Origin of the sequence: Phytopseudomonas seleniipraecipitans (assembly GCF_900102335.1) — a bacterium.
GTDB lineage: Bacteria > Pseudomonadota > Gammaproteobacteria > Pseudomonadales > Pseudomonadaceae > Aquipseudomonas > Aquipseudomonas seleniipraecipitans.
This window is the reverse complement of sequence record NZ_FNBM01000008.1, coordinates 120,520-142,983: the sequence shown is the minus strand read 5'-3', so window position 1 is coordinate 142,983 and position 22,464 is coordinate 120,520. Positions and strand designations below refer to the sequence as shown.

General features: G+C 55.9%; 20 protein-coding genes and 1 tRNA gene. 11 read left to right on the top strand and 10 right to left on the bottom strand.

Translation table 11 applies throughout. The features are described 5' to 3' along the window. The 4 genes from BLS60_RS21485 to BLS60_RS16720 all read left to right on the top strand — a co-directional run. Positions 1-267, top strand: a 267-nt coding sequence (locus BLS60_RS21485) for a hypothetical protein (protein ID WP_167357679.1), incomplete at its 5' end; no start/stop codon positions are given. Then, positions 264-2,540: a glycoside hydrolase family 99-like domain-containing protein gene (locus tag BLS60_RS16730; RefSeq protein ID WP_092370240.1), complete on the top strand. Its 2,277-nt coding sequence runs from the start codon at positions 264-266 to the stop codon at positions 2,538-2,540. The genes BLS60_RS21485 and BLS60_RS16730, both read left to right, overlap by 4 nt. A gap of 65 nt (positions 2,541-2,605) precedes the next feature. Next, positions 2,606-3,676, top strand: coding sequence for a hypothetical protein (locus BLS60_RS21380; RefSeq protein WP_143024616.1), 1,071 nt, complete (start codon positions 2,606-2,608; stop codon positions 3,674-3,676). Between the two features lie 85 nt (positions 3,677-3,761). After that, positions 3,762-4,508 (top strand): class I SAM-dependent methyltransferase, encoded by a 747-nt coding sequence (locus tag BLS60_RS16720; protein ID WP_092370234.1) that lies wholly within the window; start codon positions 3,762-3,764, stop codon positions 4,506-4,508. A gap of 126 nt (positions 4,509-4,634) precedes the next feature. On the opposite strand, the gene cysN is transcribed toward BLS60_RS16720, so the two are convergent. Continuing rightward, positions 4,635-6,551, bottom strand: a complete 1,917-nt coding sequence (gene cysN / locus BLS60_RS16715; RefSeq protein ID WP_092370231.1) for a sulfate adenylyltransferase subunit CysN — start codon at positions 6,549-6,551, stop codon at positions 4,635-4,637. Further along, positions 6,551-8,020, bottom strand: coding sequence for a sulfate adenylyltransferase subunit CysD (gene cysD / locus BLS60_RS16710; protein WP_244153427.1), 1,470 nt, complete (start codon positions 8,018-8,020; stop codon positions 6,551-6,553). Before cysD ends, cysN begins: the two co-directional genes overlap by 1 nt. Before the next feature lie 69 nt (positions 8,021-8,089). On the opposite strand from cysD, the gene cysQ reads away from it, so the two are divergent. Both cysQ and BLS60_RS16700 read left to right on the top strand, forming a co-directional pair. Next, positions 8,090-8,878 (top strand): 3'(2'),5'-bisphosphate nucleotidase CysQ, encoded by a 789-nt coding sequence (gene cysQ, locus BLS60_RS16705; RefSeq protein WP_092370228.1) that lies wholly within the window; start codon positions 8,090-8,092, stop codon positions 8,876-8,878. Then, positions 8,875-9,654: a sulfite exporter TauE/SafE family protein gene (locus BLS60_RS16700; protein ID WP_092370225.1), complete on the top strand. Its 780-nt coding sequence runs from the start codon at positions 8,875-8,877 to the stop codon at positions 9,652-9,654. Before cysQ ends, BLS60_RS16700 begins: the two co-directional genes overlap by 4 nt. Before the next feature lie 242 nt (positions 9,655-9,896). Here the strand turns inward: BLS60_RS16700 and BLS60_RS16695 are convergent. From BLS60_RS16695 to BLS60_RS16665, 7 genes are all read right to left on the bottom strand, one after another. After that, a tRNA-Thr gene (locus BLS60_RS16695) sits at positions 9,897-9,972 on the bottom strand. Positions 9,973-10,261: 289 nt separating this feature from the next. Next, positions 10,262-11,491, bottom strand: a complete 1,230-nt coding sequence (locus BLS60_RS16690; protein ID WP_092370222.1) for a methyltransferase — start codon at positions 11,489-11,491, stop codon at positions 10,262-10,264. A 33-nt stretch (positions 11,492-11,524) separates the two neighbouring features. Continuing rightward, positions 11,525-12,214, bottom strand: a complete 690-nt coding sequence (locus tag BLS60_RS16685; protein WP_070880521.1) for an ABC transporter permease — start codon at positions 12,212-12,214, stop codon at positions 11,525-11,527. Continuing rightward, entirely contained in the window at positions 12,211-12,906 is a 696-nt protein-coding gene (locus tag BLS60_RS16680; RefSeq protein ID WP_070880522.1) for an ABC transporter permease, read from the bottom strand. The genes BLS60_RS16685 and BLS60_RS16680 overlap by 4 nt, the downstream gene beginning before the upstream one ends. Positions 12,907-12,952: 46 nt before the next feature. After that, positions 12,953-13,705, bottom strand: a complete 753-nt coding sequence (locus BLS60_RS16675) for an ABC transporter substrate-binding protein (protein WP_070880523.1) — start codon at positions 13,703-13,705, stop codon at positions 12,953-12,955. A gap of 18 nt (positions 13,706-13,723) precedes the next feature. Then, a complete protein-coding gene (locus BLS60_RS16670; RefSeq protein ID WP_070880524.1) occupies positions 13,724-14,497 on the bottom strand; it encodes an ABC transporter ATP-binding protein in 774 nt (257 codons plus the stop codon). Positions 14,498-14,767: 270 nt separating this feature from the next. After that, on the bottom strand, positions 14,768-15,163 hold the full coding sequence (locus tag BLS60_RS16665) for a response regulator (protein ID WP_092370219.1): 396 nt from the start codon (positions 15,161-15,163) through the stop codon (positions 14,768-14,770). A gap of 365 nt (positions 15,164-15,528) precedes the next feature. Between BLS60_RS16665 and BLS60_RS16660 the strand changes: the two genes are divergently transcribed. From BLS60_RS16660 to BLS60_RS16640, 5 genes are read left to right on the top strand one after another with little or no spacing between them, the layout of a single operon-like run. Then, the gene (locus BLS60_RS16660) at positions 15,529-19,002 is read left to right on the top strand and encodes a response regulator (protein ID WP_092370216.1); all 3,474 of its coding nucleotides are present in this window, start codon (positions 15,529-15,531) and stop codon (positions 19,000-19,002) included. Position 19,003: 1 nt separating this feature from the next. Next, positions 19,004-19,822, top strand: a complete 819-nt coding sequence (locus tag BLS60_RS16655; RefSeq protein WP_070880528.1) for a CheR family methyltransferase — start codon at positions 19,004-19,006, stop codon at positions 19,820-19,822. Then, complete coding sequence (locus BLS60_RS16650) at positions 19,819-20,406, top strand: chemotaxis protein CheB (RefSeq protein ID WP_070880529.1); 588 nt, start codon at positions 19,819-19,821, stop codon at positions 20,404-20,406. The genes BLS60_RS16655 and BLS60_RS16650 overlap by 4 nt, the downstream gene beginning before the upstream one ends. Continuing rightward, entirely contained in the window at positions 20,400-21,602 is a 1,203-nt protein-coding gene (locus tag BLS60_RS16645; protein WP_092370213.1) for a hybrid sensor histidine kinase/response regulator, read from the top strand. Before BLS60_RS16650 ends, BLS60_RS16645 begins: the two co-directional genes overlap by 7 nt. 56 nt (positions 21,603-21,658) lie before the next feature. Then, the gene (locus BLS60_RS16640; protein WP_070880531.1) at positions 21,659-22,033 is read left to right on the top strand and encodes a response regulator; all 375 of its coding nucleotides are present in this window, start codon (positions 21,659-21,661) and stop codon (positions 22,031-22,033) included. A gap of 198 nt (positions 22,034-22,231) precedes the next feature. Here the strand turns inward: BLS60_RS16640 and BLS60_RS16635 are convergent, their stop codons facing one another. Beyond that, the gene (locus BLS60_RS16635; protein WP_092370210.1) at positions 22,232-22,417 is read right to left on the bottom strand and encodes a hypothetical protein; all 186 of its coding nucleotides are present in this window, start codon (positions 22,415-22,417) and stop codon (positions 22,232-22,234) included. Positions 22,418-22,464 lie beyond the last annotated feature (47 nt).

Sequence of the window (22,464 nt, the reverse complement as noted above, 5' to 3'; positions counted from 1 at the left end):
CTTGCCGATATTCAGTTAAGCCTGCATAAGAAAGAGAGTGAGCTAAACCAAGCATTGCAAGGCTTGCAGGATAAAAATATCGAACTGAATTTTGCCCGGCAGGTTTTGCAAGATAAAGATGGTCAAATTATTCAGATCGAGCAATCTTTACAAGTAAAAGAGCGAGAACTAAATAGTATACGACAAGAGCTGCTAGGTATATACAAAAGCAGAAGCTGGCGCATTACTCGATTCTTGCGAACCCTCAGAAGGAAATTAAATAAATGATTCAGCAGCTTAAACATAGAAGATGGATAAGGATTATCAGAAATAGCGGCTTTTTTGATAGCGACTTCTATCTTATGACATATCCGGATGTCAGGGCTGCTGATATTGATCCAGTCACACACTATGTGATGTTTGGTGCCAGTGAGGGGCGCAACCCAAGTAAAGACTTTGATACCAATTATTATTGCTTTAGTAATAGAGACGTTAAGGGTTCAAAAATAAATCCACTACTCCACTTTATTCTTCATGGGAAAAAAGAAGGTAGAAGGCCCTTTTCGGATAGAGTTATTAGCGCGATAAAGAACAATACTGCCCAAGGCGCCTTTGATAAGACCATTAAGTTATTAAAGGATAGGCTGGATGAACAGGTGGAGCCGGCTTCTGATTTTACTTCATTAATACCGAAAATTAAATTTGATAAAACAGAAGATAAGTTTGTAGACTTCCAAGAATACTCGCCTATTGTATCTAAGATCAAAGCAATTGCATTTTATTTGCCGCAATTCCATCCATTCCCAGAAAATGATGAGTGGTGGGGAAAAGGTTTTACTGAGTGGACAAACGTCACGAAAGCAAAACCGAATTTCATCGGTCATTATCAACCACATTTACCTATCCATAACGGGTTCTATGATTTAAGAGTTCCCGAGGTGATGATAGAGCAAGCGCGCCTTGCTAGAAACTATGGGGTTCATGGGTTCAATTTTTATTATTACTGGTTTGATGGCAAGATTCTAATGCACAAACCATTTGAGATCCTTTTAAAACACAAAGAAATAGACATTAATTTTTGCATCACATGGGCCAACGAAAATTGGACTAGACGTTGGGATGGTGCTGAGCATGATGTTCTGATGGCTCAACGGCATTGCGATGAAGACTCTATAAAATTTATTGAAAGCCTATATAAGTTTTTCAATGACGAGAGATATATTCGAATAGATAATAAGCCAGTACTTATTATTTACAGGGCAGACATAATTCCAAATATGAAAGAGACTGTTGGGCTATGGAGGCAAAAAGTAAAAGAAGCAGGATTTGATGGAGTATATCTAGTTTGCGCTCAAACTTTCGGTATAAAGTCTCCCCTGAAATATGGTTTTGATGCAGCTATGGAGTTTCCACCGCATACAGCTAAAAGCTCTGAGGTTACAAGTCAGACGGCTATATCCAACACTGATTTTCAAGGAAGAGTCTATGACTACAATCAGGTTGTGAGAAATGCTGTGAAAGGTGAAGAGGAAAACTACAAGCTGTTTAAAACAGCAATGCTGTCATGGGACAATACGGCAAGAAAGCAGAATGCAAGCCACACCTTCAACAATTTTTCATTGCTCAGGTTTAAGCAGTGGGTATCGCACATTGCTTCTGAAACTTTCAATAGCGAAAAATATGCCGATGATGAAAAGCTGGTGTTTATTAACGCATGGAATGAGTGGGCTGAAGGGACTCATTTAGAACCAGATAGAAAGTATGGCTATGGTTATTTGCAAGTAATGCATGATGTATTGAAGCAATATGATCTTAGAAATGCGCCCGCTAATGACATTAAAAATTTCAAAAAAAATAACGATATTGCCGTTGTTTTGCATATTCATTATGCAGAGCTTTGGGATGAGATTAGTACTTATCTTGAGAATTTAGAATTTGCTGGCTTTGATTTGTATGTAACACTCACAAGCACCGAGTGCGGAGTGGTTGATAAGATAAGAAGCAAGTATCCGAATGCAGATATCTCTCTGGTGGACAATAGAGGGCGTGATGTTTTGCCTTTCATACGAACAATTAAAAGAATACGCGGTTTCGGGTACAAGTATGCGTGCAAAATACACTCTAAGAAGAGTGTTTATCGCAACGACGGCGAAGCTATTAGGCATGAACTGTATGAGGCGCTTCTTGGCAGCGAAAATAAAGTTTCTTCCATTTTAAATCATTTGGAGAGTTCTGGTGCTGGGCTTGTTGCTAGCGAAAAATTTATTATAAAGCACACTAATCACAATTTGACCTATACGGGGGAGATTGTTAGAAAGCTGGCAATAGAGCTAGGGTTTGAGTTTGAATATTCAAGCTTCCCGGCAGGCACTATGTTTTGGTTTAAGCCAGAAGCAATAAAAGGAATAGAGAAAATAGGCCACAAATACTTTGATCTTGAAGATGGCTTAGCCGATGGCACGGTTGCTCATGGTGTTGAGCGGATATTTTCTCAACTAGTAAGACATAATGGGTATGGAGTAGGCTCTTTTGATGGCGTCTCCGTCGTGGATGTTGGATAGTGGCATATCCTATTTTTAGCTCTGCTAGATAGTGTTGCAACTTTATTGTTGGTGAAGTTTAGCTTATGAAAACTGTTTACATTCATATAGGCATAGGTAAAACCGGTACAAGTGCTATTCAAAAAGTACTATATTCAGAAAGAGAGACTTTTTTAAAGCATGATTTGTTTATACCGCTAACAGGGTTGAACTATGACAATCTTGGCCACCATAGATTGGCCAATTACCAAGAAAGTCTCCCGTCTAATGTTACTAAAGACTTGTATGGAGAGTTGCTCGCCGAGATTTCAGCATCTTCACAGTCAAATATTTTAATCAGCTCGGAGTTATACTGTTATTGCAAAAGTGAATTTATTGATTTCATAAGTAAATCATTTCAAGGGTTTTCTGTAAAAATTATTCTATACGTAAGAGAGCAGGTCAGTCTTGTAGAGTCAACTTTTCTATGGTGGCAAGCTCAAGGATATGATTATAAATATAATGTTGATGATTTTTTTGAGATGGCGAAGGGGGGGTTTAACTATCAGTGGATGATAAAGGGTTGGGTAGATAAATTTGGTGAGAGCGCTATTATAGTTAAAGTTTATGATAAGAAGCTTATTGGTGGCCGAACATTAAGCTATTTTTTTGACGGGGTGTATGGCGATTATATTTGTGAGGATTCACCTGAAGTTGTGAATAAAAGTCTATTGCCTTGTTTTTCAAGTTTGGTTTCATTTCTGGATAAATCTTTCCCTGAGTTTTTAAAAGGCAATAGCGATTGCTTGGAGGTAAGAAAAAAAATTATCCAAAAGTTAATAGATGCTCCGGATAATAAAGATTTTAAAGTTGAAGATTTGTTGCTGGAGATTGAACTTATTCTGACGGCTACGTGTACAAATTTAAGCCTTCACTCATGTGAGTGGGGTCGCTTCAAGGATGAATATATAAAAAAATTTGATATCAAGGAAAAGATTGTTGGTGAATGTCTGAAGAAAAAAATTCTTCATTATTATAAAGGGAGTAATTTTGAGGTTTCTTATGGCTTCGATCTCAAATCGAAGCAGAGAAAATCCTTTCTGAAATATTATTACTCCAGCATTCCGCTCCAGCTTTATGACTGGTTTTATATGTTGTGGAGAAAATATTTTCGATAGTTTCATGGTTGGGCGACTTGGAATTAATACTCTAAAAATATAGCCCTGAACACTGCTGAGTGCTTATTTAAGCTAAGGGTATTCAATGAATTTTTTTGACCAATACGATCGTTTCTATACAACCAGCCAAACCAGTCCGTTTCCGCACCGCCTTAATGGTCGTCATGAGGCGATTATTGCCAGTAACGCTAACCTGATTGCAGGTAAACGAGTCTTGGATATCGCAAGCCACGATGGCCGTTGGAGTTTCGCCGCCCTGCAGGCGGGAGCGGCACACGTCACCGGCATCGAGCCCCGTCAGGAATTAATCGACAACGCTTGTGACACTTTCGCCCGCTATCAGGTGAATGCTTCCCGCTTCGATTTTCAACGTGGCGATGTGTTCAATCTTCTGCACGGACAAGTCTTTGACGTAGTGCTGTGTCTTGGCTTTTATTACCACACTACCCGGCATGCCGAGCTACTTGATCTAATTGAACGCACTGGCGCCCAATTTGTAATCATAGATACGGAGGTTACACCGAGGGCAGAAGAGGCAGTTGTATTGCCCAGCGGTCACAGCCGCCTAGTGTTCAATAACCCCTACGCCATTCAGATGCTGAGCGAGCCGGTTGATGATCAGCAAATGGCTTGGCAGGACGCCCTGACCCGTAATGGGCGGACGCTGGTTGGACGCCCTTCGCGTGCGGCGGTGGAGTTCATGGCCAATCATTTTGGTTACACATGTAGAACTTATGACTGGCCGAACCACTTCGCGACTAAGCCTGAGCAGGTGTCGTCCATGGCCGATTACGACCAAGGTTGGCGTGACACCTTCTTTCTTGAGAAGTAGCCGTTGCTATGCCTACCGATAGACTGAATACTGCGAGCCCCTGGGCCTAACGATGCAGCTGCGAAAGTACGGGTTCGCTTTTCCGTGCAGCTATCGCCCGTTTGCCCAGGCTTTTTACATGCCGCTTTAAACGCTACTTGTGTTCATGGCCTCCTGCACCAACTCCAGTACTTCCTCTATGTTCATCAGGGTTGTGTCGATAGAGATAGCGGGTTGGAGCGGCGCTTCATAAGGGCTGCTCACACCTGTCATATTTGGCAGCTGCCCAGCACGCGCTTTCTTATAAAGCCCTTTCGGGTCACGCTGCTCGCACACGGCCAGCGGCGTGTCGACGAACACTTCGATAAAGTTATCTTCTCCGATCAGCTCTCGGGCCATCTGGCGTTCTGCCCGGAAGGGGCTGATAAAGGCGGTCATCACGATCAGCCCGGCATCCATCATCAGTTTGGCTACTTCAGCCACGCGCCGAATATTTTCCACCCGGTCTGCATCGGTAAAGCCCAGGTCCTTGTTCAGGCCTTGGCGTACGTTGTCGCCATCGAGGATATAGGTGCGTTTGCCCTGAGCGTGGAGTTCTTTCTCCAGGGCGTTGGCGATGGTCGATTTTCCCGAGCCGGAAAGGCCGGTGAACCAGATGACCTTGCCTTTATGGCCATTGAGGCTCTCGCGGTCCTCACGGGTAATGCTGAGTGCCTGGCGATGTACGTTCTGTGCGCGGCGCAGGTTGTGGCGGATCATGCCGGCGGCGACGGTACTGTGGGTGTATTTGTCGACCAGCAGGAATCCGCCCAGGGTGTTTGATTGAGCGTAGGTATCGAAAACCAGTGGCTTGCTCAGTGCAAGGTTGGCCACTGCGATGTCGTTAAGCTGCAGCTGGCGGCACGATTCATGAGCTTGGGTGTTGACGTCTATGCGGTGCTTCAGTGCGGTAAGGCTGGCGCTGGCCCATTGGTTCGCCAGTTTGATCTCGTAGGAGCGGCCTATCAGGCCAGGCTCGTCGTGCATCCAGACCAGGGTGGCTTCGAACTGGTCGGTCATTTCCAGCGGTTGCTCAGCGCGCGCCAGTATGTCGCCTCTCGAGGAGTCGACTTCGCGGTTCAATACCAGAGTGATTGCGTCACCCGGGTTGGCACAGTCCAGATCACCGTTGGCGGTGACGATGCGTGCGATCTTGGCCGTTTGCCCGGAAGCCGTTACGCGCACTTCGTTGCCAACGGCTAGCTTGCCGGAGGCCAATGTGCCGCTGAAGCCTCGGAAGCTGGCATCCGGACGGTTGACCCATTGAACGGGGAAGACCGTTTTGAATGCCTTGGGGGGGCGAGGGTCGATGGTTTCCAGGCAGGCCATGAGGGTTGGGCCCTGGTACCAGGGCGTATGCGCCGAGCGGGAGGTGATGTTGTCGCCCTTGAGAGCCGACAATGGGATGGCGGTGATGCTGTCGAATCCCAATGGCTCGGCCGCAGTGTTGAACGCAGCCAGGGTATCGGCGAACACCTGAGGGTCATACGCCACCAGATCCATCTTGTTGATGGCCAGGATGATGTGCTTTATGCCCACCAGTGACGCCAGATAGGCGTGCCGGCGGGTTTGCGTCATCACACCCTGGCGCGCATCGATCAGCAGTACCGCGACGTCGGCGGTGGACGCTCCCGTGATCATATTGCGCGTGTACTGCTCGTGCCCTGGGGTGTCGGCCACGATGAATTTACGATGCGGCGTGGAGAAAAACCGGTAGGCCACGTCGATGGTAATGCCTTGTTCCCGCTCTGCTGCGAGGCCATCGACCAGCAAGGCAAAGTCAATGTCGCTGCCTTGGGTGCCGTGGCGTTTGGAGTCGGCCTGCAGCGTACTCAGCTGATCGTCAAAGACCTGCTGGGCTTCCCAGAGTAAGCGGCCAATAAGCGTGCTTTTACCATCATCAACGCTACCGCAGGTGATAAAGCGCAGCAGGTCCTGATGGGCTTGCTGCTCCAGCCATTCGGTCAGTGTGGCCGGCTTGTGGGCGTGCTGTGCGGACGAGGCGCTTTTTTTGAGGCGTGCCATCAGAAGTAGCCCTCTTGTTTTTTCTTCTCCATGGAGCCTGCGCTATCCGTATCGATTCGACGGCCCTGCCGTTCGGATTGTCGTGTGTTGATGATTTCCAGCAGGATGTCTTCCGGCGTCTGCGCCTCTGACTCCACGGCTCCTGTCAGCGGGTAACAGCCTAGTGTGCGAAAACGCACTTGGCGCATCTGAATTTCTTCGCCGGGCAGCAGTTTGCAGCGCTCATCGTCGACCAGCATGATCATCTCGGGACGCACGACTACAGGCCGCAACTTGGCAAAGTACAGGGGCACCATGGGGATGTTTTCCAGGTAGATGTAGTGCCAGATATCGAGTTCAGTCCAGTTCGACAGGGGGAATACTCGAATGCTGGCATCCTGGCTCTTGCGGGTGTTGTAGAGGTTCCAGAGTTCCGGGCGCTGGCTTTTCGGATCCCAGCGCTGGGTTGCGCTGCGAAACGAGAAGATGCGCTCCTTGGCGCGGGATTTTTCTTCATCGCGGCGCGCGCCACCAAACACGAGGTCAAATTTGTACTTGTCCAGCGCCTGCTTGAGCCCTTCGGTTTTGGTGATGTCGGTATGCAGCGAAGAGCCATGATCGAAAGGGTTGATATTCTTTTCGATGGCTTCCGGGTTGGTGTGTACCAGCAAGTCCATGCCGCTCTCACGTGCCATGAAATCACGGAACAGATACATCTCCTGAAACTTCCAGCGCGTGTCTACGTGCAGTAACGGAAAGGGTGGCGGCGAGGGGAAGAAGGCCTTGCGGGCAAGGTGGAGCATCACGCCACTGTCTTTGCCGATGGAATAGAGCATCGCCGGATTCTGCGCCTCGGCTACCGCCTCACGGATGATGTGAATGCTCTCTGCTTCCAGGCGCTTGAGGTGCGGCGGTAATTCGGGGGCTAGCTGGTTTGCTAACTCACCAAATTCGCTGAATTGCACATCTACAGGCAGAACTGGCTGGTAGGCCTGAGGACAGAGACGAATGTTTGGCATCTCTGCCATGTCGCGCATCAAGGCTACCAACGTGCCGTGCGGGAATACGGCGATGGGTTTATCAATGTGTTGCTGCAATTCGATAAGGGCTGTGCTGACTGCCTTCCGCTCGACATTCGCTAATGGCACCCAGAAACGCGCACCCCTTGCATCGTTCGCGTGCAGGCAGGGCTTGCCGCTTGGCAATGGACTGATTTGTACGAGAAACACTCTGTCACGCCGTTTGCGAGCTTGCTCAATGGCCCAAGCCAACACAACTCCATTTGGTGCAAGACCATGTTCGTCTTGCAGCGCATTTTCCACCAACTCCGCAGGCAGCAGGCCGTAAGTGCCAAGGCGTCGTTCTGCCGTGCGTTTGGTATCGGCTTCGCCAAACGCTTTGAGATGCACGAAGGCGCGCTCTGTGTCCCAGACCTGTTCCGCCTCTAGTCCCATCAAGGCATCTGGGATGGTTGTCGTGTTTTGCGGCATGTCAGTTTCTGCTCATGAATACATCGTGATAGGATTCTCGGAACAAATTAAAGCACACGGAATTGCGTTATGCGACAAAGTAGGTTGAAGGATCCGTTTACACAGCTATTGCCAATCGCTCGTCACGCGGGCGATGCCATCATGGCGGTCTACAACGGCGGCCCGAGCGATGTCTACCAGAAAGCGGACAACAGCCCAGTTACTGAGGCTGATCTCGCTGCTCATGTTGTATTGGCCAAAGCTCTCAGCTCGCTGTCTCCTACCTATCCAGTCGTGTCGGAAGAAGACGAAAGTTCATTGGCTCATCGCCATAACGCAGGTAGTTTTTGGCTGATTGATCCGCTTGATGGCACCAAGGAATTCATTGCGCGCAATGGAGAGTTCACCGTCAACATCGCCCTTATCGAGCAGGGGCGCGCTGTCTTGGGGGTGGTCTACGCGCCGGCTATCGATTGCATGTATTGGGGCGGCGCTGGCCTGGGGGCATTCAAAGTGACAGCCACCGGGACAGAGGCGATTCGCGTGAGCTCGGAGGACCCGAACGGCATTTGCCGCGTCGTAGCCAGCAAGAGCCATCTTAACGTCGAAACACGCGCTTTCATTCACCGGCTAGGCTCAGTCAGCCTAGTACAGGCTGGCAGTTCGCTGAAGTTTTGCCGAGTGGCAGAGGGTATGGCTGACATCTATCCGCGCTTGGCCCCTACTTGTGAATGGGACACTGCAGCCGCGCAGGCTGTACTGGAGGGGGCTGGTGGTGTCGTGCTGGATCAAGAAGGTAATCCGCTGCGTTACGGCAAGCCTGAGGTGCTGAATTCATGTTTTATAGCTGCGCGTAGCGCCGCACTTATTCCCTCATGATCGACTGGGGATATTCGCTGGCAGGAGCTTTGACTGGGTTCGTGGTTGGTTTAACAGGCGTTGGCGGCGGTGCCTTGATGACGCCGATCCTGCTGCTAGTATTCGGGGTCTCACCGGTCACTGCAATTGCAACCGATTTGTGGTTTGCCGCCATTACCAAGCTTGTAGGCGCAAGGGTGCATCACGCTAACCGTCAAGTCGACTGGCAGGTAGCCAGACGTCTCTGGTTAGGCAGCCTCCCTTTGGCGTTGCTGATTGTGTTAGTTGTCAGTTTGGGCGCACAGGTAGCCAAGGTTGACTGGCTAACCAGGGCAATCGGCGTGGTGGTGTTGATCACCGCGGTGGGTCTTCTAGCGGCGCCAAAGTTGATGGCGCATGCCAGAAACCAGCGGATTAGCCAGGCAGAGCGCTTCAAAGCTATGCAGCCTGTTTTAACTGTGATTTCAGGTGCGATCCTGGGGTTATGTGTTGCGCTGACCTCTGTTGGGGCTGGAGCACTCGGTAGTGTGATACTGCTATTCCTCTACCCTCTGCGCATGACCCCTCACCGCTTAGTGGCTACCGATATCGTGCATGCCATCCCGCTCGCAGTTGTTGCCGGGCTGGGTTATCTATTTGCGGGGATGGTGGATTGGTGGATGCTGGCCAGCCTTTTGCTGGGCTCGATCCCAACGGTACTGCTCGGGAGCTTGTTGGTTGGAAAAATTTCGGGCCGCTGGATCCAGATTGGCTTGGCGCTAGTCTTGATGGCCGCAGGGGTAAAGATGCTTGGATGACATTTCCTGTCAGCATGGCGGCACGGCGGTATTGATGCGCCTCAATGCCCACGCTGCATTCGTTTGCGGGAATGCCTGAGTAGTAGTAACCAGGCACCCAAATGCCAGGCTTTGGTTCCAGCAGACCGTTTTAGTACAGATACCAGCTCGGAAAGGTGAGGCTGGCCTGCCCCAATCCTAGTGGATACTGAGCATCAACGAAAAAGGGCCCACCTTGCGGTGAGCCTTTTCGTTTTTTCGTATGGTGCCGGCACCAAGAGTCGAACTCGGGACCTACTGATTACAAGTCAGTTGCTCTACCAACTGAGCTATACCGGCATTTGTGGGGCGCATTATATCCATTCATTTGCATGAGTAAAGCGTGTGAGACAAAAAAGTTACAGGCGCTCTAAGCGGCTCTAGCGCGGCTTATGCACAAAGGCTGGGGCGCCTCGGCAGTTTTAGCGTTTTTCCCAGCGCTGACAGCGCTGCTGTGCAACTGGCTGTTTTATATGGCGTTTATTTTTGATCAAAAAATGATCACTTGCGTTGGGGGCTTGGCGTCTTTGGCCTGGCTGTTGTTGCTCAGCATGTGTGAACAGAGTTATCCACAGATTGTGTGCGCAACTCAGGCGCGCTCGGCGAGCAGCAGCAGGTTGCGGGGCGTGAGCTGTGCCGGGCAGAACTGGCCGAGGCGTACCGCGAACCCTCGCTCCTCGAGATAGAGCGCCCGGTCGAGTACCAGCCAAAGCTCCAGAGGGCGGCGAAACAGGCCGCGGGGCAGTTCCAGATTGCGCACCTCAGCCAGGCGCCGCCAACCGGCCGCCTCAAGGCTCGGCCAGTCACGCTCGCCAGGCGCCGCTAGTTGTTTCAGCTCAGCGAGCTCGCGACAGTATTCGGCGAAAGGTTTCTTAAGCCAGGCTGTCGGTAGTGACGGCGTCGGCAGGTAGCTGTCCGTGCCTCGCAACTCGCGCTGTAGCAGGTCGAAGGCGAGGCGCCAGGCCATCGACTGGTCGCGTTGCTGGCGCACGCGATTGCCAGCCGTCACCGTCTCACTCATGGGCAGGCTCAGATCGTCCAGCGACAGGTTGAGGGACGAGTCCTGGCCTGCTGTGGATAACCCTCGATAATGGCTGGCGGCGGTGCGGTTGTAACAGCAGGGCGCGATCGCCAGTTGTCGGCAGCCCGCTGCGCTGGCCAGGTGCATCAGGCGCACGTGCAAGTCGCCGCAGGCGTGCAGGGCGACTGGGCTGTGCGTGGCAAGCACCTGTTTGTCTGCGCTTTCGGCAAGCACATCCTGCTCGATATGCCGCGCGCTGATGCCTAGGCGCTGGCTCAACTGGTTGCCACTGGCGACCAAGGCCGGGTCGTACTCCAGGCAGGTCAGCGCTTGCTCGGGATGGGCGAGTACGCGGCCGAGATGGCCCTTGCCCGCGCACCAATCAAGCCAGTGCTGAGGGGGGCGATTGAACGTCAGGCTGTCGCTGAAGGCGTTTATCTGCTGCCACTTGCGGCCTGGCACATCCACCGTGAAACGTAATGGCAAGTGCTTCGGTTCGCTGCGAGGCAGCTCACCGATCTCGCCCAGTGACTCAGCCCTGGCGGCCAGCTCGGGATAGGGCGCGGGCGCGTCCTCGAGTAACGTCGGCTGGTTGTGACTGGCCTCGGCTTGTTCCAGGGTGCGGTTGCGCAGCCATTGGGCAAGCTCGGGATGCTGGCTTTCCCAAGGCAATTGCCGATGGGTAAAAGGCCGCGGTTTCCACAGCGCCTGATGGGCGCAGAGAAACGCGTCCAGCGCCTGGAAGCGCTGGAGCAGGGCATCGCCGCTGAGCGGCTGGAGAGGTTGGGCTGAGGTCATGGCGAAAGGCAACGGGGCGTTGACCCCGTCACGTCAGCGACCCTGGCAGGCGTCGACGCGCAGCCAGCGTTCCAGCAGTTTGAAGGCGTTGATCAGCACGAAGGTGATCACCAGGTAGAACACGGCGGCGGTGAAGAAGAATTCCATGTTCACGTAGGTACGCGCGTTCAGCGTGCGGGCCATGCCGGTGAGGTCCAGCAGGGTGACGGTGCTGGCCAGCGCACTGGCTTTGAGCATCAGGATCACTTCGTTGCTGTACGCCGGCAGGCCGATACGCGAGGCGCGCGGCAGGATGATGTGCAGCATCGACTGCGCCCGCGACATGCCCAACGCCCTGGCCGCTTCGATCTCGCCCGGTGGCACGGCCTGGATCGCGCCGCGCAGGATCTCGGCGATATAAGCGGTGGTGTGCAACGTCATGGTGATCACCGCGCACCAGTACGGGTCACGCAGGTAGGGCCACAGCGGACCCTGGCGCACCGCATCGAACTGCGCCAGGCCGTAGTAGACCAGGAACAGCTGCACCAGCATCGGCGTGCCGCGGAAGAAGAATATGTAGCCATAGGGCAGGGCGCGCACGTACCAAAGGCGCGAGGCGCGGGCGATACCCATCGGCAGCGCGAGAATCAGGCCGGCAACCACCGCGACGGCGAGCAGTTCAAGGGTCAGCAGCGCACCTTCAGCCATTTTCGGCAGGTGCTTGATGATCAGCTCCCAATTCATTGAGTGCTCCTTACGAAGCCGCGCGAGGCTCTCTTCTCGAGGAAGTGCAGGCCGATCATGGAGATAACGGTCAGGCTCAGGTAGATGATGGCGGCGACCAGGTAGAAGGTCATGGCTTGTTTGGTCGCGGTGACGGCGATCTGCGACTGACGCATGATCTCGGTCAGGCCGATCACTGAAACCAGCGCGGTGTCCTTCATCAGGATCATGAACAGGTTGCCCAAGCCTGGCATCGCGATGCGCCACATCTGTGGCATGACTATTCGCCAGAGAATACGTGGCTTGGACATGCCCAGTGCCTGGCCGGCTTCACGGTGGCCCTTGGGGATTGCCAGGATGGCGCCGCGGAACACCTCGGTGGCGTACGCGCCGAAGCACAGGCCAAGGGCGATCACGCCTGCTGCGAACGGGCTCAGCTCCAGGCTGCCGACGCCCAGGCTTTCGCCCAGTTCGCGCAGCACGTTCACGGTGCTGAAATAGATGAGCATCACCCACAGCAGCTCGGGAACGCCGCGGACGATGGTCGAGTAGGTACCGCCAAGCCACTGCAGCGGCTTGTACGGAGAAGTCTTGGCGAAGGCGCCGAGCAGGCCGAGCACCAGACCGAGGCACAGTGCGCTGAGCGCAAGCTGGACGGTCATCAGGGTGCCGGCGGCCAGGGCCGGGCCGAATCCGGAAAGGTCGAAATTCATGGAAACTCAAGCGCCCGCGCCGCCAGTGGCGGCGCGGGCAGGCTGCTTAGTAGATGCTGAAGGGGAAGTACTTGTCGTTGATCTTCTTGTAGGTGCCGTCGGCAACCACTTCTGCCAGCGCTTTGTTCAGGCGCTCGCGCAGGGCATCACCCTTGCGCACGGCGATGCCGATCTTGTCGTTGTCGAATACCGGGTCGCCCTTGAATTCGAAGTCTTTGCCGGCGTCGCTCTTCAGCCATTCCCAGTTGACGAAGGTATCAGCCAGCACGCCATCGACGCGGCCCGAGGCCAGATCGAGGTAGGCGTTTTCCTGGGTGTCGTAGAGCTTGATGTCGACCACGCCGTCCATGTTGTCTTCCAGCCAGGTACCAGCGATGGTCGCGCGCTGCGCACCGATCACCTTGCCTTTCAAGCTGGTTTTATCGCTCTTGAAGTCGCTGCTTTTCGGGGCAATGAACTGCAGTTTGTTGGTGTAGTACGGGTCGGTGAAATCGACCGCCTGCTGGCGCTCTTCGGTGATCGACATGGAGGCGACCAGGAAGTCGAACTTCTTGGCGTTCAGGGCCGGGATGATGCCGTCCCAGTCAGAGGTGACCACTTCGCACTCGGCCTTCATCTTGGCGCACAGGGCCTGGGCGATTTCCACGTCGAAGCCGCCGACCTGGCCGCTGGCGTCGATGAGGTTGAAGGGCGGGTAGGCGCCTTCGGTGCCAATCTTCAGTTTGTCAGCAGCGACGGCAGTGGTGCCGAAAGCCAGAGTGGCGGCAGCTGCCAGCAGAATCTTTTTATAGCTATGCATGCGTGATTGCTCCGTGTTTTAACGATTGCTGGACATGAATTGTTTGCAGCGCGCCGAGTTGGGGTTGTCGAACACCTGCTCCGGCGAGCCCTGTTCCTCCACCACACCCTGATGCAGGAAAACCACTTCACTGGAAACCTGTCGGGCGAAGCTCATCTCGTGGGTCACCAACAACATGGTGCGACCTTCCTCGGCGAGCGCGCGGATCACAGTAAGCACTTCTTGTACCATTTCCGGGTCGAGCGCCGAAGTCGGCTCGTCGAACAGGATCACTTTCGGTTGCATGGCCAGGGTGCGAGCGATGGCTGCACGCTGTTGCTGACCACCAGAGAGCTGATTCGGATAGGCATGGCGTTTATCGGCGATGCCGACCTTGGCCAGCAAGGCTTCAGCGATTTCGTTGGCTTCGGCCTTGCTCTTGCCGAGCACGCGTCGCGGCGCTTCGGTGATGTTGTCCAGCACGGTCATGTGCGGCCACAGGTTGAAATTCTGGAACACGAAGCCGATTTCGCTGCGCAGGCGATTGATCTGCCGGCTATCGGCAGCGATCAGTTCGCCATTCTTCTGGCTCTTCAGCTTGAGTTCTTCGCCGGCCACGATGATCTGGCCCTGATGGGGATTTTCCAGCAGGTTGATGCAGCGCAGAAAAGTCGATTTGCCCGAGCCGGAAGAGCCCAGAATGGAAATCACGTCGCCGTCGCGGGCCGTCAGGGAAATGCCCTTGAGCACATCGAGGTTGCCATAGCGTTTGTGCAGATTGCGGATTTCCAGCGCAGGCGTGGCCTCAGCCATCGAGCAGTCCTCTTAATTCTTGTGCGGATAAGATCCGTGTGGGGCAGGGCTGTGGGCTGCAAACCTAGCATAGGCACCAGGGAGCGCCAAGGGTGCTGCTGGCCCGCTGCCGCTACTGTCACGGGGGTGTCGCATCAGCGCAGTGCAGTGTCGCCCCGCCGCAATAGAGGAGGCGCTGCAGACTACGGTTTCAAAAAGACGCGCACCCTACTCACATCCGTCTCGCAATTCCAGTGCCAATGGGCTTTTCGGCCGAACTGGAACTGGCTGTTAGTCGCCGAGCATGCCCTGAACCTTGTCGCGCAAGGCATCGAGGGAAAAAGGTTTACCGATAATGTCGGTACGGGTCGCCGGCTCACTCTTGTCGATTTCGACGCTCTCTGCATAACCGCTGGCGTACAACACCTTGAGGTCCGGGCGCAGTTGGCGCGCCGCGACGGCGAGCTCCTGGCCGTTCATGCCGGGTAGGCCGATGTCGGTCATCAGCAGGTCGATGTGCTCGTCACTACGCAGCACCCGCAACGCTTCTTGCGCCTCTGCGGCTTCGATCACGCTGTAGTCGAGCTCTTCGAGCACTTCGACTGTAAGCATGCGCACCACCTCGGAGTCTTCCACCAAGAGGATGCGTTGGCCGGTAGGCGATGCGTTAGGTGCTAGGTCTGACACTGCGTTACCTCGGTAGAAGGATGATGAAACTGCCGATTGAGCCAGCAGGCAATAGCCATTGGCGCTCGCGTTTCGCCGCCCGGTAGGGCAGGTCAATTAGCATGGCACGAATCGAGGGGCTGATCTGCACCGGGGAGGCGCCGCTGGGCGAAAAAATTACCCTCTTTACAGGTTGCCGCCAGGTTGTGCTGCCAAGCCTTGGGTTCGGCAAAAATAAGTCGAACCTGCGCATGCGTGAGCGATCCAAGCGCGCGGGCCACCGAGCGTTGATTGTTGGATTAAGTTCAGCCAGCGCATTAACATCGGCTGTTTACCGAATAACCGTGCAGATCCATGCATTATCTAATCGCGGCCAGGAAATTCCGATGACCAACACCACTTCCATCGATGAGAACAGCTTCAAGCGCATTCTCAGGCGTAACGTCGCCCTGCCCTTGGGCGTGGGGGTGGTCAGTGCGGTGTTTTTCGTGGTGCTGATCAGCTACTTGCTGAATGTGCTCGGCTGGGTGCAGCACACGGATCGTGTACTGAACAACGCCAACGAAGGCCTGAAGCTGTCGATTGATCAGGAGACGGGCTTTCGGGGTTACCTGCTGTCCGGCGATGTGCGCTTCCTGCAGCCGTTCGAAGTAGCCAAGCCGCGGATCAAGGCGGAGATGGAAATCCTCTCCGAATTGGTGGCCGACAACACCGCGCAGATCGACCGCCTGCGCACCATTAGTGCGCTTCAGGAGGAGTGGAACGAGTTCGCGCAAGCAGCAATTATCGCCAAGCGCGACGGTGGCAATTTTCTGGATGCCGTGCGCGATGGCCGCGGCAAGCAGCTGACCGATGCCATTCGCTACGAATACGCGGAATTCATCACGCAGGAACAACGCCTGCGCAAGGAGCGCAACGACGATGCCTCCAACACGGCCACTCTCACCATTGGCCTGTTCCTGCTGTTCACGTTGCTCTTCAGCGGCTCGCTGGCACTGTTCGGTCGCCGCGAACTGCTCAGCCTGACTGACACGTACAGCGCCATCCTCAACAAGCAGGATGAACACAACGAGCGCCTGCAGGCTCAGGCCTGGCTGCGTAATGGCCAGACCGAGATGGCCGATCGGCTGATCGGCCAACAGGCGCTGCCGGTGCTGGGGCGCAATATGCTGGAGTTCCTCGCCAGCCACCTGGGCGCGGCCGTGGGCGCCCTGTATGTGCGTGAGGAACATGGCGGCCTGCGCCGGGTGGCGTCTTACGGATTCTCCCGTGAACTGGAGAAGGCCGATCAGTCGTTCTACAGCGCCGAGGGCCTGGTTGGCCAGGTGGCTCAGAACCGGCGCCTGCTGACTCTGGACCAGTTGCCCGAGGACTACCTGAAGGTCAGCTCCGGGCTGGGCAGCGGCGCGCCGCTCACGGTGGCGCTGCTGCCTACCGACAACGACGGTGACGTCAATGGTGTGATCGAGCTGGGCTTCCTGCGCCCGCTGACCGAGCGTGACGGCGAGTTCCTGCGCCAGATCGCCTCCAGCGTCGGCGCGTCGGTCGAAGCCGCCCGCTACCGTCATCGCCTGCAGGAAATTCTTGCCGAAACCCAGCAACTCAACGAAGAGCTGCAGGTGCAGCAGGAAGAGCTGAGGACTGCCAACGAAGAGCTGGAAGAACAGTCGCAAGCGCTCAAGGAATCCCAGGCGCATCTGGAAACTCAGCAGGCCGAGCTGGAGCAGACCAACGAACAGCTGTCGTCGCAGCGTGATGCGCTGGATGACCGCAACAGCGCCCTGCGCGTTGCTCAGCAACAGCTCGAAGAGCGCGCCGAAGAACTGCAGCGCGCCAGCCGTTACAAGTCCGAGTTTCTTGCCAACATGTCCCACGAGCTGCGCACGCCGCTGAACAGCTCGTTGATTCTGGCCAAGCTGCTGTCCGACAATCCCAAGGGCAACCTGGACGTTGAGCAGGTCAAGTTCGCCGATTCGATCTATTCCGCCGGCAACGACCTGCTCAACCTGATCAATGACATCCTCGACATTTCCAAGGTCGAGGCCGGCAAGCTCGATCTGCGCCCGGAAAATGCCAACGTGGTGCGTCTTGCCCAGAGCCTGGAAAACACCTTCCAGCCGTTGGCCGGCGAAAAGCAGCTGAGCTTCGAGGTGCAGGTCGCCGACGACGTACCACGCTCGGTGTATACCGACCGCCTGCGGGTCGAGCAGATCCTCAAGAATCTGCTTTCCAATGCCATCAAATTCACCGAAAAGGGCGCTGTGAGCCTGACGGTAAGCCGCACCGACAGCGGCGTGGCGTTTGCCGTGCGCGACAGCGGTATCGGGATTCGCAAGGATCAGCAGGAGTACATCTTCGAAGCCTTCCGCCAGGCCGATGGCACCACCAACCGTCGCTTTGGCGGCACAGGCCTGGGCCTGTCGATTTCCCGCGACTTGGCCGTGCTGCTGGGTGGCTCGATCAGTGTGTCCAGCGTGCCGGGTGAGGGCAGTGTGTTCACGCTGCTGCTGCCGGAGAATTACTCGCCGCAGGATGGCGAGGCAGAGCCGTTCACAGCTGAGCCGGCACCAGTGGCCCGCAGCATCGCCCCGCGTGCGCCCGAGCCAGTCAGGGATGTGGCGGTCGAGAAGCCGATTCCGACCTTCCCGGATGACCGCGGCATGTCGGTGCTCGGTGGCCGCAGCGTGCTGGTGATCGAGGACGAACCGCAGTTCGCTCACATTCTCTATGATCTGGCCCACGAGCTCGACTACCGCTGCCTGGTTGCCCACTGTGCTGAAGATGGCCTGAATCTGGCGACCACGCACCACCCCGACGCCATCCTGCTCGACATGCGTCTGCCGGATGTTTCCGGTCTGTCGGTGTTGCAGCGTCTCAAGGAAAACCCAGGCACTCGCCACATTCCGGTGCACGTGATCTCGGTTGAAGACATGGCCGAAGCCGCACTGCACATGGGCGCCATTGGCTATGCGCAGAAGCCTGCGACCCGCGACCAGCTCAAGGGCGTGTTCAGCAAGCTGGAAGCGCGCCTGACGCAGAAAATGAAGCGCGTGCTGGTGGTCGAGGACGACAAGCTGCAGCGCGACAGCATTGCCCGCCTGATCGGCGATGACGACATCGAGATCGTCGCTGTCGAGTTCGGCGAGCAGGCGCTGGAGCAACTGCGCCACCATATCTTCGACTGCATGATCATCGACCTGAAACTGCCGGACATGCAGGGCAATGAACTGCTGGCGCGCATGGGCGGCGAGAACATCCGCTCCTTCCCGCCGGTCATCGTCTACACCGGGCGCAACCTCACCCGTGCCGAGGAAGCCGAGCTGCTCAAGTACTCGCGTTCGATCATCATCAAGGGCGCTCGCTCGCCCGAGCGGCTGCTCGACGAGGTCACGCTGTTCCTGCACATGGTCGAGTCGGAGCTGTCCAGCGAGCGGCAGAGCATGCTCAAGACCGCGCGCAGTCGCGACAAGGTGTTCGAAGGGCGGCGCATCCTGCTGGTCGATGATGACGTGCGTAACATCTTCGCCCTGACCAGCGCCCTGGAGCACAAGGGCGCCCAGGTCGAGGTGGCGCGTAACGGTCGTGAGGCTATCAACAAGCTGGAGGCCGTGAGCGACATCGACCTGGTGCTGATGGACGTGATGATGCCCGAGATGGATGGCTACGAAGCCACCCGGCGCATTCGCGAAAACCCGCGCTGGCGCAAGCTGCCGATCATCGCGGTGACGGCCAAGGCAATGAAGGACGATCAGGATTTGTGCATGAAGGCCGGTGCCAACGACTACCTGGCCAAGCCCATCGACCTGGACCGCCTGTTCTCGCTGATCCGCGTCTGGCTGCCGAAGCTGGAGCGCATCTGATATGTCCGAGCATACGCAGGATATCGAGCTGCGCCTGCTGATCGAGGCGATCTACTTGCGCTACAGCTACGATTTTCGCGACTACTCCGGCTCTTCGTTGAAGCGCCGCATGGTGCATGCCATGCGCCAGTTCGACTGCTCGAGCATTTCCGAATTGCAGGGGCGGATCATTCACGACCCGGCGGCCTTCATGCAGCTGCTACAGTTCCTCACCATCCCGGTCAGCGAAATGTTCCGCGACCCGTCCTACTTCCTGGCCTTGCGCCAGGAGGTGGTGCCGTTCCTGCGCACCTACCCGTCGCTCAAGCTGTGGGTGGCCGGCTGCAGCACCGGCGAGGAGGTTTATTCCCTGGCCATTCTGCTGCACGAAGAAGGCTTGCTCGAGCGCTCGATCATCTACGCCACCGACATTAATCCGCACTCGTTGGAAAAAGCCAAGAAGGGCATCTTTCCCATCGATAACATGCGCCTGTACAGCGAGAACTATCAGCGTTCCGGTGGCAAGGGCTCACTCGCTGATTACTACACGGCGGCCTATGATGGTGCGCTGTTTGACCGTTTCCTGTGCGCCAACGTGACCTTCGCGGATCACAGCCTGGCCACCGACAGCGTGTTCTCGGAAACCCAGTTCATCTCCTGTCGCAATGTTTTGATCTACTTCAACAAGGCGCTCCAGGATCGTGCCTTCGGGCTGTTCCACGAGTCCCTTGGTCATCGTGCGTTCCTTGGCCTGGGCAGCAAGGAAAGCCTGGATTTCTCTGCCTATGCGGGCCGTTTCGAAGCGCTCAATCGGCAAGAGCGGGTGTTTCGCAAACTATGAGCACGCCACTGCAATCACTCGAAACCGTAGTGATTGGCGCGTCCGCCGGAGGTGTGGAAGCGCTAATGACGCTGTTCGATGGGCTGCCAGCAGACTATCGTCTGCCGTTGGTCGTGGTTTTGCATCTGCCGGACAGTCGCGAAAGTCTGCTGCCCGCATTGTTTGCACGGCGCCTGGCATTGCGGGTCAAGGAGGCGCAGGACAAGGAGCAGCTGCAGCCAGGCACGTTGTATTTCTCGGCACCGGGCTACCACCTGTGTATCGAGTCGGATCGGCGGTTTTCCTACAGCCGTGACGAGCCCTTGCACTATTCACGGCCGTCGATCGACTACCTGTTCGAATCGGCTGCTGACGTCTATGGCGCAAGGCTGATGGGCATACTGCTGACCGGCGCTAACCAGGATGGCGCCGCAGGCCTGAACATAATAAAGCAGCGGGGTGGTGTGACCGTGGTGCAGGATCCGCAAGAGGCGCAGGTTCCGACCATGCCCGAAGCGGCGCTGGCGCTGCATCGTCCCGATTACATTCTTTCTTTGCGGGGCATTCTCGCATTGCTAGCCCAACTGGACTCACGCCCATGCTGAGTAGCACCAGATGCAAACTACTGATCGTCGATGACCTGCCGGAAAACCTGCTGGCCCTCGAGGCGCTGATCCGCCGTGATGATCGTGAAGTGTTCAAGGCGCAATGTGCCGACGACGCGCTGGTGCTGCTGCTCGAACACGAGTTCGCTCTGGCCATTCTCGATGTGCAGATGCCCGGCATGAACGGCTTCGAACTCGCCGAGCTGATGCGCGGCACGGAAAAGACCAAGCACATCCCCATCGTCTTCGTCAGCGCGGCTGGCCGCGAAATGAACTACGCGTTCAAGGGCTATGAGAGTGGCGCTGTCGACTTCCTCTACAAGCCGCTGGATATCCAGGCGGTGCAGAGCAAGGTCGCGGTGTTCGTCGACCTGTATCGCCAGCGTAAGGTCATGGCGCAGCAGCTGGACGCCCTGGAGCGTTCCCGACAAGAGCAGGAAGCACTGCTCAACGAGCTGCGCTCCACACAGACCGAGCTGCAGCACGCGGTGCGCATGCGCGATGATTTCATGTCGATCGTTTCCCATGAGCTGCGCACGCCGCTCAACGGACTGATTCTCGACACGCAGCTGCGCAAGATGCACTTGGCCAAGGGCAATTTAACGGCGTTCAGCGAAGACAAGCTCAAGGCCATGTTCGACCGCGACGAGCGACAGATCCACAGTCTTATCCGTCTTATCGAAGACATGCTCGACGTCTCGCGCATCCGTACCGGCAAACTGTCGATCCGCCCGGTCGAATTCGACCTCGCGCAAACCGTGCGCAACGTGGCCGAGAACTTCGCTCAGCAGATGGCCGTGGCGGGCTGTGACTTGCAGCTCGACAGTGATGACGTACTGCGCGGCAGTTGGGACCAGTTCCGCGTCGAGCAGGTGATCAGCAACCTGCTCAGCAACGCCTTGCGCTATGGCGCAGGTCGGCCCATCGAAGTACGCGCCAGAGCGGTGCAAGACGGCGTGCGCATCGAAGTGCGCGATCATGGCATCGGCATCTCCGAAGAAAACCAGCAGCGCATCTTCCAGCAATTCGAGCGGGCGGTGGGTAGCGAGTCGGCCGCTGGCCTGGGATTGGGTCTGTATATCTCCGACCAGATCATCAAGGCGCATGGCGGGCGCATCGAAGTGCACAGCAGTCTTGGCAAAGGATCGGTGTTCAGCCTGTGGTTGCCTCGCGAGAAGCGCGCAGATATAGGTTGAACTCGCTCCGCCGGCAAGGTCGAACCGAAGGAGAAAAAAGAGCCAGGAGCAGGTCAATGAACCCACCTACACGTACCGTACTGATCGTCGAAGACGATCCGCTCTTGCTCATGCTGCTGGCTGAATACCTGCAAGGTGAAGGTTATAGCGTGCTGCAGGCCGATTGCGCCACCGACGCCTTCGCCATCCTCGCCGCCAAGCCGCACCTGGATCTGCTGGTCACCGACTTCCGCCTGCCGGGTGGTGTCTCCGGCGTGCGCATCGCCGAACCCGCGCTACTGTTGCGCCCGGACCTCAAGGTAATCTTCATCAGCGGCCACGCGGCGGAAGTGCGCGAAACCGGCAGTGCATTGCTCGACTCCGCGCCGCTGCTGAGTAAGCCGTTCACGCTGGAAACCCTGCGTTCGCAGATCGAGCACCTGCTCGATTGATCGGCGCGTTCGCCTGCTTCAGGCTGCAGCGCTGCAAGTCGTAAGGTAGGCGAGGGCGCAGCGATACCGGTGCTCCCCGTCACCTCGGCGTCCCGCACATCACCAGGCGACTTCTGTCTCTCGCGTTGAGCCAGTGCTGATCCGTTCCTGGGTGTCGCAGCGCTCAACCCAGGCTAAGGTCAGGGTGCCACTCGGTAGTCAGCGTTTCTCGGGGTTCGGTTTGCCGGGCTCTTGTAATGGGCGTTGCGGGCTGAACGGGCTATCCGGATCATCGACGATGGAACCCGGGTCTTCGTTGCCCGGATCGTTGATCGGTGTTTCATGCGGCTCGGCCGGCGGAGATTGCGGATCGTTGGCGGCGTTCATTGCAATGGATACATGCATGGTTGGCTCCGGCTGCGATGGCCCGCCTCAAGTAGGCGGGCTATGCG

Bases quoted from the DNA above. Each gene is read 5' to 3' on its own strand.
- BLS60_RS16655 (WP_070880528.1), top strand. From the start codon at position 19,004: ATGTCCGAGCATACGCAGGATATCGAGCTGCGCCTGCTGATCGAGGCG.
- BLS60_RS16680 (WP_070880522.1), bottom strand. From the start codon at position 12,906: ATGAATTTCGACCTTTCCGGATTCGGCCCGGCCCTGGCCGCCGGCACC.
- BLS60_RS16730 (WP_092370240.1), top strand. From the start codon at position 264: ATGATTCAGCAGCTTAAACATAGAAGATGGATAAGGATTATCAGAAAT.
- BLS60_RS16640 (WP_070880531.1), top strand. From the start codon at position 21,659: ATGAACCCACCTACACGTACCGTACTGATCGTCGAAGACGATCCGCTC.
- cysN (WP_092370231.1), bottom strand. From the start codon at position 6,551: ATGGCACGCCTCAAAAAAAGCGCCTCGTCCGCACAGCACGCCCACAAG.
- BLS60_RS16670 (WP_070880524.1), bottom strand. From the start codon at position 14,497: ATGGCTGAGGCCACGCCTGCGCTGGAAATCCGCAATCTGCACAAACGC.
- BLS60_RS16650 (WP_070880529.1), top strand. From the start codon at position 19,819: ATGAGCACGCCACTGCAATCACTCGAAACCGTAGTGATTGGCGCGTCC.
- BLS60_RS16645 (WP_092370213.1), top strand. From the start codon at position 20,400: ATGCTGAGTAGCACCAGATGCAAACTACTGATCGTCGATGACCTGCCG.
- BLS60_RS16720 (WP_092370234.1), top strand. From the start codon at position 3,762: ATGAATTTTTTTGACCAATACGATCGTTTCTATACAACCAGCCAAACC.
- BLS60_RS16660 (WP_092370216.1), top strand. From the start codon at position 15,529: ATGACCAACACCACTTCCATCGATGAGAACAGCTTCAAGCGCATTCTC.
- BLS60_RS16700 (WP_092370225.1), top strand. From the start codon at position 8,875: ATGATCGACTGGGGATATTCGCTGGCAGGAGCTTTGACTGGGTTCGTG.
- cysQ (WP_092370228.1), top strand. From the start codon at position 8,090: ATGCGACAAAGTAGGTTGAAGGATCCGTTTACACAGCTATTGCCAATC.
- BLS60_RS21380 (WP_143024616.1), top strand. From the start codon at position 2,606: ATGAAAACTGTTTACATTCATATAGGCATAGGTAAAACCGGTACAAGT.
- BLS60_RS16635 (WP_092370210.1), bottom strand. From the start codon at position 22,417: ATGCATGTATCCATTGCAATGAACGCCGCCAACGATCCGCAATCTCCG.
- BLS60_RS16675 (WP_070880523.1), bottom strand. From the start codon at position 13,705: ATGCATAGCTATAAAAAGATTCTGCTGGCAGCTGCCGCCACTCTGGCT.
- BLS60_RS16690 (WP_092370222.1), bottom strand. From the start codon at position 11,491: ATGACCTCAGCCCAACCTCTCCAGCCGCTCAGCGGCGATGCCCTGCTC.
- cysD (WP_244153427.1), bottom strand. From the start codon at position 8,020: ATGCCGCAAAACACGACAACCATCCCAGATGCCTTGATGGGACTAGAG.
- BLS60_RS16685 (WP_070880521.1), bottom strand. From the start codon at position 12,214: ATGAATTGGGAGCTGATCATCAAGCACCTGCCGAAAATGGCTGAAGGT.